We start from the raw sequence: 16,343 nt of genomic DNA on the forward strand, positions 1-16,343 counted from the left end.
GAAACTCCTTGGGTTGAAAAACACTGATCAATGGGGTTGGTGAGTGACATCACACTGGCCGCTCTTGCAGCGTTCACACTCTTCGCAGAACGGCGCGCTGCGCTTCAAACTGGCGATCTGCACGCGGCTCAGAGGCGCCGGGATCACCGCCAGCACCTTGTCCTGCAGCCCGGGCAACAACGGTGCCGCAGCGGGGGCGGGAGCACCACCGAGCTGGATCGCCACACTGCTGAAGATGCCTGCGGCTGACAGGGTGATCGACTGCCCACCGGCCTGGATCGTGACGCTGGCACCCGCATCGATGACGACGCTTTGGCCGGCGCCGATCTGAATCACCTGCTCCGCGCGGACCTGCTGCGAACCGCCGACCGCCAAGTGGTCGTCCTGCTTGAGTTCGGTCAGGCGATTGCCGTGGGTGATGCGCTGCTCGTCGCCCTGCAGCTCATGGTGCGACTCGCCACCCACGGTGATCCGACGCCGGTTATCCACCTGCACCTGCTGGTCATGCAGCACATGCTGGGTCCAATCGCGCTGGGCGCGCAGGTAGATCTCTTCGGCGCCCTTGCGATCCTCAATGCGCAGTTCGTTGTAACCGCCACCACCGGGGCTGCTTTGGCTGCGCAGGATGCTGCGGGTCTTGTCCGCCGGCAGGTCCAGGGGCACCGGCGTCGCGGCATTGGCCAGGCAACCGACCACCACGGGCATATCCATGTCGCCATTCACAAAACCCACCAACACTTCCATGCCCACCCGGGGGATCAGCACCGCGCCGTAGCGATCATGGGCCCAGCCGCTGGCGACCCGCAGCCAGCAACTGGAATGCTCGTTATGTTCGCCGTGGCGATCCCAGGCCAATTGCACTTTGACACGGCCGTATTCGTCGCAATGGATTTCACTGTCGGCGGGCCCGGTCACCACCGCGTTCTGGTAACCCGTCATCGGTCTGCGCGGCGCCAAGGGCGGGCGGAAAACTACATCCCAGGGCGTCGCGACGAAGTGGTTGGAGTAACCCTGGCGCATGTCCCCACCCGCCACCTCGGTCACCGCCTCTTCGAGTACCTGGGGTTGGCTGCCCTCGTGAGTGACTTGGGTCACGAGCCACAAGTCGTTCCATTCCTGGCGAGGATGCCCGGCCAGCTTGAGGAAGCGTCCACAGGCCAACGCCGGCTCATCCCCGCTGCCCAAGGCGAGGCGATGCTCGCTGCGGTGACGCTCCAGACCGCGCCGTGCCAGGTGCTTACCCTCCACGCGGTCAGTGAAATGGCCGGGGTAACCCTGCTCTTCAAGGCACAGGGTCTGCTGGTCGGACACTGCGCTTTCCAGCGCCAGGCGCGGCTTGCGCCAATCGTAATCGCGCAGGCTCAGCGCCGTGGTGCGGGTTTGCAGTTGTACGGTGAAGCGCTTGATGGCCGGAGTGTCCGCTACCATCCCGGAGCCTGCGGTGTAAGGCGTTGCGTGCTCGGCCTGGGCAAACACGCTCTGGTCGTCGCCAAATACCAGTAAATGGCCGTCGGGCGAATGCCGAAAATGATAATGAATGCCCTGCTCGGCACACAGGCGCTGGATAAATGCCAGGTCGGTCTCGCCGAACTGCACGCAATACTCACGCTCCGGGTACGTACCGCTTAGATGAAATTCGAATCGATCCGCCTGGATGCCTTGCTCTTTGAGCACCTGCGCAACGATCTGCGGCACGCTTTTGTGCTGGAAAATACGCGGATGGCTGCTGTGGGCCAGATAAGCCAACTGAGGGACGAGACGAACGCTATAGCGCGTCAGCCGCCGACCGGAATCGCCCTGCGCCACATGGTCGACCAGGCCATGCACACCGTGGCCCTGATCATCGAAACCCAGATAGGCCTGGCGATGCAGCAAGTTGCCCAGATCCAGGTCCGGCTGTTCGCCGACCAGTTCCAGGTCAAAACGATAGGGTTGGCTGAGTGTTTCCTGACCGTTGAAGCGGTAGACCTTGAGATCGCTGGGCACCCCGTCCAGGGTCAGGGTGAAAGCACTTTGATTGGCAGGCGCGAACATCCGATGTTTCTCTGCGAAGGCTGGGGGGCCGATTCTGCACCAGTGCCCAGGCTTGCCGAGCAGCGCGCGCGTAAATCAGTAAAACCCTACGAACGAGCGTGCGAATCTTCAGTTTGTCCGACCCAATTCACACATAAAAAAGGCCCGCTATCCGTAGGATGCGGGCCTTTCGTTTAACTCATCAGGCGCAGCGCGCCCGGCGAATTACTTGTTGAGGTTGTAGTCTTTTTCCGCCGCATCAAAACGCTCGACCATACCCGCAGTCGGCGCGCCCAGCTTGCTGACGATGTAGATCGCCAGACTGGCGAAGATGAAGCCAGGGATGATTTCGTACAGACCCAGCAGCGCGAAGTGTTTCCACACAATCACGGTGATCGCACCGACCAGGATGCCGGCCAGAGCGCCATTGCGGGTCATGTGCTTCCAGATCACCGAGATCAGCACCACAGGGCCGAACGCAGCGCCGAAGCCGGCCCAGGCGTAACTCACCAGGCCCAGTACGCGGTTTTCCGGGTTGGCGGCCATGGCGATGGCGATCAAGGCCACCAGCAGCACCATCAAGCGACCGACCCAGACCAGCTCAACCTGGGAGGCGTTTTTACGCAGGAAGGTTTTGTAGAAGTCTTCGGTCAATGCACTGGAGCACACCAGCAGTTGGCAGCTCAAAGTACTCATGACCGCCGCCAGGATGGCCGACAACAGCACGCCCGCAATCCATGGGTTGAACAGCAGCTTGGCCAGCTCGATAAACACACGCTCGTGGTTTTCGGTAACCGGGCCGGCCACTTCCGGGTGCGCCGAGAAGTAAGCAATACCGAAGAAACCCACGGCCACGGTGCCGCCCAGGCACAGGATCATCCAGGTCATGGAGATGCGACGCGCTTTGGCGATCGACTTCACCGAATCCGCCGCCATGAAGCGCGCGAGGATGTGCGGCTGGCCGAAGTAGCCCAGGCCCCAGCCCATCAGCGAAATGATGCCGATGAAGGTGGTGTTCTTGAGCATGTTGAAGTTGTCGGGGTTCTTGGCTTCGATGGCCAGGAACGTGGTGTCGACGCCGCCGGTGGCCAGCAGCACGATGATCGGCGTGAGAATCAGCGCGAAGATCATCAGCGTGGCTTGTACGGTGTCCGTCCAGCTCACCGCAAGGAAACCGCCAACGAAGGTGTAGGCAATGGTCGCTGCGGCACCGGCCCACAGCGCGGTCTCGTAGGACATGCCAAAGGTGCTTTCGAACAGACGGGCGCCGGCCACGATGCCGGAGGCGCAATAGATGGTGAAGAACACCAGGATCACCACCGCGGAGATGATCCGCAGCAGGCCGCTTTTATCTTCGAAGCGGCTGGAGAAGTAGTCGGGCAGCGTCAGGGCGTCGCCGTTGTGTTCGGTCTGTACCCGCAGGCGACCGGCCACGAACAGCCAGTTGAGGTAGGCACCGACGATCAGGCCGATGGCGATCCAGCTTTCCGACAGACCGGACATGTAGATAGCGCCCGGCAGGCCCATCAACAACCAGCCGCTCATATCGGACGCGCCGGCCGACAAGGCAGTGACCACGCTACCGAGGCTGCGACCGCCGAGGATGTAATCGGAAAGGTTATTGGTGGAGCGATAGGCCATGAAGCCGATCAGCACCATTGCTGCGATATAGATCACGAACGTGATCAGGGTTGGATTGCTAACGCTCATAAGAAGTGACGCCCTGGCTTTGTTTTTATGTAGCGGCGGTCTGTCAGGCGCCGACCCTTTTGCAAGGGTAGACGAACCCGCGTGCCGCGCATTTATGACTGGCGTTTCCCCAGGAAAGCCGCCAGCCGATGCCCCAAACCCGAAAGCTGGTTGCACCTTGGCCGCGAATGCTATTCAACAAAGCAAATCAGGTGCAACCAGTTTCTCGCGAATAAGTTGCACCTTGAGTGAATTTGCGGAAAACACCCTGTTTTTGCTCCCTTTCGGAGCAAAAACAGCCGATCTCAGAAGCAAATGCACCAGCACGCAGCACATTACGCTGAGGGCTTAAATATTTCCGACGAACCATCGAAAATTTCATTAACAAAAAAGGTTGCACCCGGTTGCACCTGCGCATGTGCACAGCTAATCTTGCCGCCAGCTAATGCCACTCGGTAGTGGCACCCATGAGGATAAGAAAATGGCGACGACCACCCTTGGGGTCAAACTCGACGACCCGACCCGCGAACGCCTGAAGGCTGCCGCGACCTCCATTGATCGCACGCCGCACTGGCTGATCAAGCAGGCGATTTTCAATTACCTGGAGAAACTGGAGGGTGGTGCAACCCTGACCGAACTCAATGGTTTGAGCAGCAAAGACGCAGACGACGTAGGCGAGGTCCAGACCGACCACGCTCACCAGTGCTTCCTTGAGTTCGCCGAAAGCATCCTGCCGCAGTCCGTACTGCGCGCGTCGATCACCGCCGCTTACCGTCGCCCCGAGCCGGAAGTGGTGCCGATGCTGATCGAACAGGCCCGCCTCCCGGCGCCAATGGCCGAAGCCACCAACAAACTGGCCGCTACCATTGCCGAGAAATTGCGCAATCAGAAGAGTGTCGGCGGCCGTGCCGGGATTGTTCAGGGCCTGCTGCAGGAGTTTTCCCTGTCCTCCCAGGAAGGCGTGGCGCTGATGTGCCTGGCCGAAGCGCTGCTGCGCATCCCGGACAAGGGCACCCGCGACGCACTGATCCGCGACAAGATCAGCACCGGCAACTGGCAGCCGCACCTGGGCAACAGCCCGTCGCTGTTCGTCAACGCCGCCACCTGGGGCCTGCTGCTGACCGGCAAACTGGTCTCTACCCATAACGAAGCCGGCCTGACCTCTTCCCTGAGCCGCATCATCGGCAAGAGCGGCGAACCGATGATCCGCAAGGGCGTCGACATGGCCATGCGCTTGATGGGCGAACAGTTCGTCACCGGCGAGACCATCGCCGAAGCGTTAGCCAACGCCAGCAAGTTCGAAGCCAAGGGCTTCCGTTACTCCTACGACATGCTCGGTGAAGCCGCACTCACCGAACACGACGCCCAGAAATATCTGGCCTCGTACGAACAAGCTATTCACTCCATCGGCAAAGCCTCCCACGGCCGTGGAATTTATGAAGGCCCGGGCATCTCCATCAAGCTGTCGGCGCTGCACCCGCGTTACAGCCGTGCGCAGTACGAGCGCGTGATGGACGAGCTGTACCCGCGCCTGCTGTCCCTGACTCTGCTGGCCAAGCAGTACGACATCGGCCTGAACATCGATGCCGAAGAAGCCGACCGCCTGGAATTGTCCCTGGATCTGCTGGAACGCCTGTGCTTCGAGCCGCAACTGACCGGCTGGAACGGCATCGGCTTCGTGATCCAGGCTTATCAGAAGCGTTGCCCGTACGTGATCGATTACGTGATCGACCTGGCCCGCCGCAGCCGCCACCGCCTGATGATCCGCCTGGTAAAAGGCGCGTACTGGGACAGCGAAATCAAGCGCGCCCAGGTCGAAGGCCTGGAAGGCTACCCGGTATACACCCGCAAGGTGTACACCGACGTTTCCTACATCGCTTGCGCGCGCAAACTGCTGTCGGTGCCGGAAGTCATCTACCCGCAGTTCGCCACGCATAACGCCCACACCTTGTCGGCCATCTACCATATCGCCGGTCAGAACTATTACCCCGGCCAGTACGAGTTCCAGTGCCTGCACGGCATGGGCGAACCGTTGTACGAGCAGGTAGTCGGTAAGGTTGCCGACGGCAAGCTGAACCGTCCGTGCCGCGTGTACGCCCCGGTCGGCACCCATGAAACACTCTTGGCCTACCTGGTACGTCGCCTGTTGGAAAACGGCGCGAACACCTCGTTCGTCAACCGCATCGCCGACCAGTCGATTTCGATCCAGGAACTGGTGGCCGACCCAGTGGCCAGCATCGAGCAAATGGCGACGGTGGAAGGCGGCTTCGGCTTGCCGCACCCACGCATTCCGCTGCCGCGCGACCTGTATGGCAGCGACCGCGCCAACTCGGCCGGTATCGACCTGGCCAACGAACACCGCCTGGCCTCGTTGTCCTGCGCCCTGCTGGCCACCGCCCACAACAACTGGAAAGCCGCACCGATGCTTGGTTGCGCGTCCAGCGAGCAAACGTCGACCGCGGTATTGAACCCATCCGACCTGCGCGATGTGGTCGGTCAGGTTCAGGAAGCCACTGTCGAAGACGTCGACAACGCCATCCAATGCGCGATCAATGCCGGCCCGATCTGGCAGGCCACCCCGCCGGCCGAGCGCGCCGCGATTCTGGAACGCGCCGCCGACCTGATGGAAGGCGAGATCCAGCCATTGATGGGGCTGCTGGCCCGCGAAGCCGGCAAGACCTTTGCCAACGCCATCGCCGAAGTGCGTGAAGCCGTGGACTTCCTGCGCTACTACGCGGTGCAGGCGCGCAACGATTTCACCAACGACGCCCACCGCCCACTGGGCCCGGTGGTGTGCATCAGCCCGTGGAACTTCCCGCTGGCGATCTTCAGTGGTCAAGTCGCCGCGGCACTGGCCGCCGGCAACCCGGTACTGGCCAAACCTGCCGAGCAAACCCCGCTGGTGGCAGCCCAGGCCGTGCGCATCCTGCTGGAAGCCGGTATTCCGGAAGGCGTGCTGCAACTGCTGCCGGGCCAGGGCGAAACCGTCGGTGCCCGCCTGGTGGGTGATGATCGCGTCAAAGGCGTGATGTTCACCGGTTCCACCGAAGTGGCGCGCCTGCTGCAGCGCAATGTGGCCGGGCGTCTGGATGCCCAGGGTCGTCCGATTCCGCTGATCGCCGAAACCGGTGGCCAGAACGCGATGATCGTCGACTCCTCCGCACTCACTGAACAAGTAGTGATCGATGTGGTGTCGTCGGCCTTCGACAGCGCCGGTCAGCGTTGCTCGGCCCTGCGCGTGCTGTGCCTGCAGGAAGACTCCGCAGACCGCGTCATCGAAATGCTCAAAGGAGCCATGGCTGAATGCCGCCTGGGCAACCCGGAGCGCTTGTCCGTGGACATCGGCCCGGTGATCGACGCCGAAGCCAAGGCCGGCATCGAGAAGCACATCCAGGCCATGCGCGACAAAGGCCGCAACGTGTACCAGGTGGCGATCGCCGACGCCGAAGAAATCAAGCGCGGCACCTTTGTGATGCCCACCCTGATCGAACTGGAAAGCTTCGACGAGCTGCAACGCGAGATCTTCGGCCCGGTACTGCACGTAGTCCGCTACAAGCGTAAAGAGATCGACCAGTTGATCGGCCAGATCAATGCGTCCGGCTACGGCCTGACCCTGGGTGTGCACACGCGCATCGACGAGACCATCGCCAAAGTGATCGACAACGTTCACGCCGGTAACGTCTACGTCAACCGCAACATCGTGGGTGCTGTGGTCGGCGTGCAGCCGTTCGGCGGTGAAGGCCTGTCGGGGACTGGCCCGAAAGCCGGTGGCCCGCTGTACCTGTACCGTTTGCTGTCGACTCGTCCTACCGATGCAATCGAGCAATCCTTCGTGCGCGCCGACAAGTTGGCGGCGCCGGACGTACGTCTGCGCGATGCCATGAGCCAACCGCTGACAGCCCTTAAAGCCTGGGCCGACAGCCAAAAGTTCAGCGAGCTGAGCGTGCTGTGCAGCCAGTTCGCCGCGCAATCGCAAAGCGGTATCACCCGCCAACTGACGGGCCCGACCGGCGAGCGCAACAGCTACGCCATCCTGCCCCGCGAGCATGTGCTGTGCCTGGCGGACGTGGAAGGTGACCTGCTGACTCAGTTGGCTGCGGTACTGGCGGTGGGTGGCTCGGCGGTATGGCCGGAAACCGACCTGACCAAGGCCTTGTTCCCACGCCTGCCGAAAGACATTCAGGCGAAGATCAAGCGCGTGGCCGATTGGACCAAGGACGATGTGGTGTTTGATGCCGTTCTGCACCACGGCGACTCTGACCAATTGCGCGCGGTGTGCCAGCAAGTGGCGCAGCGTGGTGGGGCGATCGTCGGCGTGCATGGTTTGTCCCAGGGCGAAACTTCCATTGCGTTGGAGCGCCTGGTGATCGAGCGAGCGTTGAGCGTCAACACCGCTGCGGCGGGCGGTAACGCCAGCCTGATGACCATCGGCTAACCCTGAAAGAAATACCGCTAGACATTGTGGGAGGGGGCTTGCCCCCGATAGTGGAGTATCAGTCAGTACCTCGGGCACTGACACACTGCTATCGGGGGCAAGCCCCCTCCCACATTCTGCCGCTCCATCACTTAGATCAATCTTGCTATTCACCCTTAATTCGCACGCTTAGACTCGGGCCAATTCCTCTAAAGGTAATCCGCCATGTCCGAGACGCTGCTCAGTTCCCGCAATCTGGCTTTCGAGCTGTACGAAGTCCTCGATGCCGAGGGCCTGACCCAGCGCGAGCGGTTTGCCGAGCACAACCGCGAAACCTTCGATGCGGCCATCAGCACCGCGCGCAGCATCGCCGAAAAGTACTTCGCGCCCCATAACCGTAAAAACGACGAAAACGAACCGCGCTACGAGGACGGCAAGGCCATCCTGATCCCGGAGGTCAAACCGGCCGTGGATGCGTTTCTGGAGGCCGGTTTTCTCAACGCGGCGCGTAGCTTCGAGGCCGGCGGCATGCAATTGCCGACCCTGCTGTCCCAAGCCTGTTTTGCGCACTTTCAGTCGGCCAACGCGGCGTCCACGTCGTATCCGTTCCTGACCATGGGCGCGGCCAACCTGATCGAAAGCTTCGGTACTGAAGAGCAGAAACAGCGCTTCTTGCAGCCCATGATCGAGGGGCGCTTCTTCGGCACCATGGCGTTGACCGAGCCCCATGCAGGCTCGTCGCTGTCGGATATTCGTACACGCGCCGAGCCCGCGGCCGACGGCACCTATCGCCTCAAAGGCAACAAGATCTTTATTTCCGGCGGCGATCATCCGTTGTCGGAAAACATCGTGCACATGGTGCTGGCCAAGTTGCCGGATGCGCCGCCGGGGGTGAAGGGCATTTCGCTGTTTATCGTGCCTAAATTCCTGGTCAACGACGACGGTAGCCTGGGCGCGCGTAACGATGTGTTGCTGGCGGGGCTATTTCACAAGATGGGCTGGCGTGGCACCACGTCCACGGCGCTGAATTTCGGCGACAACGGCAACTGCGTGGGCTATTTGGTGGGCAAGCCGCACCAGGGCCTGAGCTGCATGTTCCAGATGATGAACGAGGCGCGCATCGGCGTGGGCATGGGCGCGGTGATGCTCGGCTACGCCGGCTACCTGTACTCGCTGGAATACGCCCGCGAACGCCCGCAAGGTCGTCTACCTGACAGTAAAGATCCTACGACTGCGCCGGTCTCGATCATTCAGCACGCGGACATCAAGCGCATGCTGCTGACGCAAAAATCCTACGTGGAAGGTGCCTTCGATCTGGGCCTCTACGCGGCGCGCTTGTTCGATGACACCACCACCCTGGCCGATGAAGCGGAACGCAAACAGGCCCACGAATTGCTGGACCTGCTCACCCCTATCGTCAAATCCTGGCCATCGGAGTTCTGCCTCAAGGCCAACGAGCTGGCGATCCAGATTCTCGGCGGCCACGGCTACACCCGTGAATACCCGGTGGAGCAATATTACCGTGACAACCGTTTGAACCCGATCCACGAGGGCACCCATGGCATCCAGTCCCTGGACTTGCTGGGGCGCAAGCTGGCGCAGAACGGCGGCGCGGGGCTCAAGCAACTGATCCGCCTGATCGCCGACACCGGCGCGCGGGCCCAGCAGTACCCGTCACTCACCGCGTTGCGTGAACCGCTGGAACACCTGCTTAACAGACTGCAAAGCGTCACCCTCGGTTTGTTGACGGATCTCGCCCAAGGCAAGGTCAACAGCAGCCTGGCGAACTCGGCGCTGTACTTGAAGGTGTTCGGGCATACGGTGATTGGCTGGCGCTGGCTGGAACAAGCGATTCGCGCCGAAGAAGGACTGGCCAAGGGCAATGCAGCGGATGCAGGGTTCTATAAAGGCAAGCTCCAGGCCGCCCGGTACTTCCTGACCTGGGAAGTACCGAGCTGCCATCATGAACTGGCGATTCTGGAAGCACGGGACGATACGTGCCTGGGGATGCAGGATGAATGGTTCTAAGGCTGGATCGCCTTGGAAATCACCTCGACCGTGGCGCTGACTTGCTCTTGGTAACGGTCGAGTTCCTGCTGATGAGCCTGCTGCATTTCGATCTGCTCGGCGCACAGGTTCAGCGCCGCCAGCACCAGTAATTTGTCACCGATCAGGGTCGGGTACTTTTTCTTGGTGGTGGCCAGGGAAGCCTTGAGCATGGTCACGGCGTGCATCAGGGTTTTGTCTTCCCCGGGCGGCGCCTTGATCGAGTAATCCTCTCCGAGAATCGAAACGACCTTTATCCCTTCGTTCATGCGCCCACAGGACCTGCGCTCACGCGCTCAACCAATGCCTGAATACGCGCGGCAGTAGCACCGTGTTTTTCTTCCTGCTCCATCAGGTTCAGTTGCAGGCTGTCGTTTTCATCCTTGGCGCGGGCAAGTTCTGCCTTGAGGGATTCATTGCTGCCCAGCAGGTCCTGGTTTTGCTGTACCAGGTCATTGACCAGTTGTTCCAATTGGCTGAGGGATGCTTCTAACATTTTGATTTCTCGAGCGTTTTAAAAGGGCGGTGACGATAAAGAAAATTCACCTCGGATGCCAGGCTTATCCCCGGCGCGCAGCCCGGTTCTTCAGGGTGGAGCCACGCTTTCGAGCCTTAGTGACTGCATTTCCCCCATCTGGTTCCTGAATCCGCTAACCCCTCGTCAGGTGCGACAAAAACCCAAGGCACTCTTCACTGCTTTGGTCGTACCACCGATAGCGATGCAAGCTCGTTCATCACAGAAGCTAGCCAGTTTTTTGTGGTGAGCAGGCTTGCCCTGCGCTGGGCCGCGAAGCGCGCCCTTGGATTTTTCGGTGAACCTGTCGGGGCGGCAACCCCCCTTCCACATTTAAACGCCATGAAAAGCTTTTTGACAGGGCGGCAATTCAACAGGTTAGAATCCCTGGCACGCAGACTGCATGGTCAGTTTGCGCCCCGTCTTTTTGTATCTACTCATGGAGTACTGCCTTTGAATGCGACGACCATCAACAGCCTGTTCTTGATCGGCGCGTTGCTGGTGAGTGCGAGCATTCTGGTGAGTTCTCTTTCATCACGCCTGGGCATCCCGATTCTGGTGATTATCCTGGCCGTGGGCATGGTCGCCGGCGTCGACGGCGGCGGCATCATCTTCGACAACTATCCGACCGCCTACCTGGTGGGCAACCTCGCATTGGCCGTGATCCTGCTCGACGGCGGCTTGCGAACCCGAGTGGCGAGTTTCCGCGTGGCGCTGTGGCCGGCCTTGTCGCTGGCCACGGTGGGGGTGTTGATTACCACCGGCCTCACCGGCATGGCGGCGGCCTGGCTGTTCAACCTCAACATTATCCAAGGCTTGCTGATCGGCGCGATTGTCGGCTCCACGGACGCCGCGGCGGTGTTCTCGCTGCTGGGCGGCAAGGGTTTGAACGAACGGGTCAGCGCCAGTCTGGAAATCGAATCCGGCAGCAACGACCCGATGGCGGTGTTTCTCACTGTCACCCTGATCGACATGCTCGCCAGTGGCCAGACCGGCCTGCACTGGAGCCTACTGACCCACCTGGTGCGCGAATTCGGCATCGGCGGCCTGGTCGGATTGGGCGGCGGCTGGCTGATGTTGCAGATGGTCAATCGCATCAACCTGGCCACTGGCCTCTATCCGATTCTGGTGATCGCCGGCGGCCTGTTCGTCTTTGCCCTGACCAACGCCTTCCACGGCAGCGGCTTCCTCGCCGTGTACCTGTGCGGCCTGGTGATCGGCAACCGCCCGGTGCGCAGCCGTCACGGCATCTTGCATATGCTCGATGGCATGGCTTGGCTGGCGCAGATCGGCATGTTCCTGGTGCTGGGCCTGCTGGTCACGCCCCACGATCTGCTGCCCATCGCCCTGCCGGCCCTGGGCCTGGCGCTGTGGATGATCCTCCTCGCGCGACCGTTGTCGGTGATGGTCGGCCTGCTGCCCTTCAAGGCCTTCCACGGCCGTGAAAAAGCCTTTATCGCCTGGGTCGGCCTGCGCGGCGCGGTGCCGATCATTCTGGCGGTGTTCCCGTTGATGGCTGGCCTGCCCCATGCCCAGCTGTATTTCAACCTGGCGTTCTTTATCGTGCTGGTGTCGCTGCTGGTACAGGGCACGAGCCTGCCGTGGGTGGCCAAGCTGCTTAAAGTCACAGTGCCGCCGGACCCGGCGCCGATCTCCCGCGCGGCGCTGGAAGTGCATGTCACCAGCGAGTGGGAGCTGTTCGTCTACCGCCTGGGCGCGGAGAAATGGTGCATCGGCGCGGCCCTGCGCGAGCTGAAAATGCCCGAAGGCACGCGCATCGCCGCCCTGTTTCGTGGCCAGCAACTGCTCCATCCGTCGGGTAGTACGGTGCTGGAAGTCGATGATCTGCTCTGCGTAATCGGCCACGAACACAACCTGCCGGCCCTGGGCAAGCTGTTCAGCCAGGCGCCGCAGCGTGGTCTGGACCTGCGCTTCTTCGGCGATTTCGTGTTGGAAGGCGACGCCCAGCTAGGCGCGGTGTCGGCGCTGTATGGCCTCAAGCTCGAAGGTATCGACCCGGATACGCCGCTGAGCCAGTTCATCACCCAAAAGGTCGGGGGCGCCCCGGTGGTGGGCGACCAGGTGGAGTGGAACAACACCATCTGGACCGTCGCGGTCATGGACGGGAACAAGATCGGCAAAGTGGGCGTCAGATTCCCCGAAGGAAGTCGCCCGGGCCCCGGACTCTTCCTCTAAACTGCGGGGCGACAACGCCCCCGATTCTTCACTAGCTCGACCGGTCTCTATGCCAATCCTGCGCTCTTTTCTCGCCACTGCCCTGCTGGGTCTGACCCTTTGCGTCGGTAATGTTTACGCCGCCGACCCGCCCAGCGCCGACGCCATCCAGCAATCCCTGGACAAGCTGCCCGACCGCAAACTGCCCGACGCCGATATGAAGGCGCTGCAGACCATCCTGCAGCAAACCCTCACGTATCTGAGCAACAAGCAGGATTACGAGCAACGCCTGGTCGATCTCAAGCGCCAGCTGGACGACGCCCCGCGCCAGACCAGCGAAAACCAGCGCGAGCTGACACGGCTCAAGGCCACCAAAATCATTCCCGTGGCCCAGCGTTATGCCAGCCTGCCGATCCCGCAGTTGGAACAGCTGCTGGTGCAGCGCAGCACTCAGCAAGGCGACCTGCAAAAAGAACTGGCCGACGCCAACAGCCTGACCATCGCCGCCCAAACCCGCCCAGAGCGCGCCCAGACCGAAATCAGCAGCAGCCAGACGCGCATCCAGCAGATCAACGCCACCCTCAAGTCCGGCAAGGACAACGGCAAAGCCCTGAGCAGCGACCAACGCAATCAGTTGAACGCTGAATTGGCGGCCCTGAATGCACTGATCCCGCTGCGTCGTCAGGAACTGGCGGGCAACAGTCAGTTGCAAGACCTGGGCAACAGCCAGCACGACCTGATCCAAGAAAAGACCGCGCGCCTGGAACAGGAAATCCAGGACCTGCAAACCCTGATCAATCAGAAGCGTCTGGCCCAGAGCCAGCAGACGGTGACCCAACAGTCCATCGAGGCGCAGAAAGCCGGCGGCAGCAGCCTGCTGGCCACGGAAAGCGCAGCCAACCTGAAGCTGTCCGACTACCTGCTCAAAAGCACCGACCGTCTCAACGACCTGACGCAGAAAAACCTGCAAACCAAGCAACAGCTGGACGCCGTCACTCAGAGCGATTCAGCACTGGACGAGCAGATCAACGTGCTCAAGGGCAGCCTGCTGCTGTCCAAGATTCTCTACAAACAGAAACAAGCCCTGCCGCGTCTCACGGTGGACCGCGACCTGGCGGACGATATCGCCAACATTCGGCTGTACCAGTTTGAGGTCAACCAGCAGCGCGAGCTGATCAGCTCCCCCAGCGCTTATGTGGATAACCTGCTGGCCAACCAGCCCCCGGACGACGTGACTCCGCAACTGCGGCGCACCCTGCTGGAACTGGCGATCACCCGCAGCGACTTGCTTGAACGCCTGAGCCGCGAGTTGAGCGCGTTGCTGAACGAATCCATCACCCTGCAACTGAACCAGAAACAACTGCTCAGCACCGCCACCACCCTGCGCGCGACGCTGGACGAGCAGATGTTCTGGATTCCCAGCAACAAGCCGCTGGACACCGAGTGGCTGGAAACCGTACCGGCGCACCTGAGCAAGCAAATCACCACCCTGCCATGGGCGTCCAGCGTCAGCGAATTGTATGACGGCCTGACCCAGCGCCCGCTGCTGTTCCTGCCGCTGCTGCTGTTGATCGGCGCGCTGCTGTGGCGCCGCAAGGCTCTGTATCAGCGCCTGAATAAGGTCCATCTGGACATCGGCCACTTCAAGCGCGACAGCCAGTGGCATACGCCGCAGGCCATTTTGATCAATATTTTGCTGGCAATGCCGGTGTCCCTGGGCCTGGCCTTGTGCGGCTACGCGCTGCAGATCGACGCACGCGGGCAGAACGCCAACCTGGGCTCGGCCCTGCTGCAATTGGCCCAGGCGTGGTTGGTTTTCTACACCGCTTACCGGATTCTCGCGCCCGGCGGCGTGGCGGAACTGCATTTCCGCTGGGAAAAACCCCAGGTCGAATTCCTCCAGGGCTGGGTGCGCAAACTCGGTCTAGTGGTATTGGCCCTGGTGGCCGTGGTCGCTATCGCCGAGCACCAACCGGCGGCGCTGGCCGACGACGTGCTGGGCATCGGCGTGGTGCTGACCTGCTACGCGCTGATGGCCTGGCTGCTGGGTCGCCTGCTGCTCAACAGCCCCACCCATGAAAAGGCATCGTTGTTTCGCAAAGCCGTGGGCCTGTTGTTTACCGCGCTGCCTATCGCACTGTTTATCGCGGTGTGCTTCGGCTACTACTACACCGCCCTCAAACTCAGCGACCGCTTGATCAATACCCTGTACCTGCTGATGTTCTGGCTGGTGATCGAAGCCACCTTCGTCCGCGGCCTCGGCGTGGCGGCCCGTCGCCTGGCCTACTCCCGCGCCCTGGCCAAACGTCAGGCGGCCAAAGAGGCCGGCGATGGCGAAGCGGTGATCGAAGAGCCGACGCTGGATATCGAACAGGTCAACGAACAGTCCATGCGCCTGATCCGCCTGGCCCTGCTCGGCGGCTTTATTGCGGCGTTGTACTGGGTGTGGTCGGACCTGATCTCGGTATTTTCCTACCTGGACAACGTTACCCTGTACGAATACACCAGCGGCACCGGTGCGAATATCAGCATGGTGCCTATCAGCATCGGCGATTTGCTCGGCGCGCTGATCATCATCGGCATCACCTTCGCCCTGGCGCGCAACCTGCCCGGCCTGCTGGAAGTGTTGGTGCTGTCCAAACTGGATCTGGCCCAGGGCAGCGCCTACGCCACCACTACCTTGCTGTCCTACATCATTGCCGGCGTGGGCTTTGTCTCGACCCTGTCTACCCTCGGCGTGAGCTGGGACAAGTTGCAATGGCTGGTGGCGGCGCTGTCGGTGGGGTTGGGCTTCGGTATGCAGGAGATCTTCGCCAACTTTATCTCCGGCATCATGATTCTGTTCGAACGCCCGGTGCGTATCGGCGACACCATCACCATCGGCAACCTGTCGGGCACGGTGAGCAAGATCCGCATCCGCGCCACAACCATCACCGACTTCGATCGCAAGGACATCATTGTCCCGAACAAAACCTTCATCACCGGGCAACTGATCAACTGGTCGCTGACCGACACCATCACCCGCGTGACCTTGAAACTGGGGGTGGACTACGGCTCCGACCTGGACCTGGTGAAGGAATTGTTACTCAAGGCCGCCAGGGAAAACCCACGGGTTCTGAAAGATCCGGAACCCCACGTGTACTTCCTCAACTTCGGCGAAAGCACCCTGGACCACGAACTGCGCATGCATGTGCGCGACCTGGGCGACCGCAACCCGGTGCTGGACGAGGTCAACCGCTACATCAACCGCGAATTCAAGAAACAGCACATCAACATCTCGTTCCGGCAGATGGAGGTGTACCTCAAGAATATGCACGGCCAGGAGTACAAACTGGTGCCGGTGGAAGACGAGCGTAAGACCATCGTCGGCGCGCAACCGAGCACGGATGCCCCCGAGCCGCCCGCCGGCAAAGTCGTCGATGCACCGGAACCGCCGCCAAGCAAACTCGACTAAACCCTCTATCCCCAGCAGAATGCTCGGACATTCTGCTG

At 61.3% G+C, this 16,343-nt stretch carries 8 protein-coding genes; 4 read left to right on the forward strand and 4 right to left on the reverse strand.

The window, feature by feature from the left end:
* Nucleotides 1-27: 27 nt before the first annotated feature.
* Complete coding sequence (locus ACFZPT_RS10370) at nucleotides 28-2,034, reverse strand: type VI secretion system tip protein VgrG (protein ID WP_099313046.1); 2,007 nt, start codon at nucleotides 2,032-2,034, stop codon at nucleotides 28-30.
* Nucleotides 2,035-2,238: 204 nt separating this feature from the next.
* Complete coding sequence (gene putP, locus ACFZPT_RS10375) at nucleotides 2,239-3,723, reverse strand: sodium/proline symporter PutP (RefSeq protein ID WP_034095545.1); 1,485 nt, start codon at nucleotides 3,721-3,723, stop codon at nucleotides 2,239-2,241.
* 460 nt (nucleotides 3,724-4,183) lie between these two features.
* Between putP and putA the strand changes: the two genes are divergently transcribed.
* Complete coding sequence (putA, locus tag ACFZPT_RS10380) at nucleotides 4,184-8,137, forward strand: trifunctional transcriptional regulator/proline dehydrogenase/L-glutamate gamma-semialdehyde dehydrogenase (RefSeq protein WP_034095544.1); 3,954 nt, start codon at nucleotides 4,184-4,186, stop codon at nucleotides 8,135-8,137.
* 204 nt (nucleotides 8,138-8,341) lie between these two features.
* Nucleotides 8,342-10,144 carry an acyl-CoA dehydrogenase gene (locus tag ACFZPT_RS10385; protein ID WP_034095543.1) on the forward strand — a complete coding sequence of 601 codons (1,803 nt, stop codon included), beginning with the start codon at nucleotides 8,342-8,344 and terminating at the stop codon, nucleotides 10,142-10,144.
* On the opposite strand, the gene ACFZPT_RS10390 is transcribed toward ACFZPT_RS10385, so the two are convergent.
* Nucleotides 10,141-10,431: a cell division protein ZapA gene (locus ACFZPT_RS10390; RefSeq protein WP_034111467.1), complete on the reverse strand. Its 291-nt coding sequence runs from the start codon at nucleotides 10,429-10,431 to the stop codon at nucleotides 10,141-10,143. The two genes, ACFZPT_RS10385 and ACFZPT_RS10390, sit on opposite strands and share 4 nt — an antisense overlap.
* On the reverse strand, nucleotides 10,428-10,658 hold the full coding sequence (locus tag ACFZPT_RS10395) for a hypothetical protein (protein WP_034095541.1): 231 nt from the start codon (nucleotides 10,656-10,658) through the stop codon (nucleotides 10,428-10,430). Before ACFZPT_RS10395 ends, ACFZPT_RS10390 begins: the two co-directional genes overlap by 4 nt.
* Before the next feature lie 471 nt (nucleotides 10,659-11,129).
* On the opposite strand from ACFZPT_RS10395, the gene ACFZPT_RS10400 reads away from it, so the two are divergent.
* Both ACFZPT_RS10400 and mscK read left to right on the forward strand, forming a co-directional pair.
* On the forward strand, nucleotides 11,130-12,872 hold the full coding sequence (locus tag ACFZPT_RS10400; protein WP_034111465.1) for a potassium/proton antiporter: 1,743 nt from the start codon (nucleotides 11,130-11,132) through the stop codon (nucleotides 12,870-12,872).
* Nucleotides 12,873-12,921: 49 nt separating this feature from the next.
* Complete coding sequence (gene mscK, locus ACFZPT_RS10405; RefSeq protein WP_034095539.1) at nucleotides 12,922-16,305, forward strand: mechanosensitive channel MscK; 3,384 nt, start codon at nucleotides 12,922-12,924, stop codon at nucleotides 16,303-16,305.
* The last annotated feature ends 38 nt before the right edge of the window (nucleotides 16,306-16,343 follow it).

Source organism: Pseudomonas sp. MD330_10 (genome assembly GCF_042610415.1).
GTDB lineage: Bacteria > Pseudomonadota > Gammaproteobacteria > Pseudomonadales > Pseudomonadaceae > Aquipseudomonas > Aquipseudomonas rhodesiae.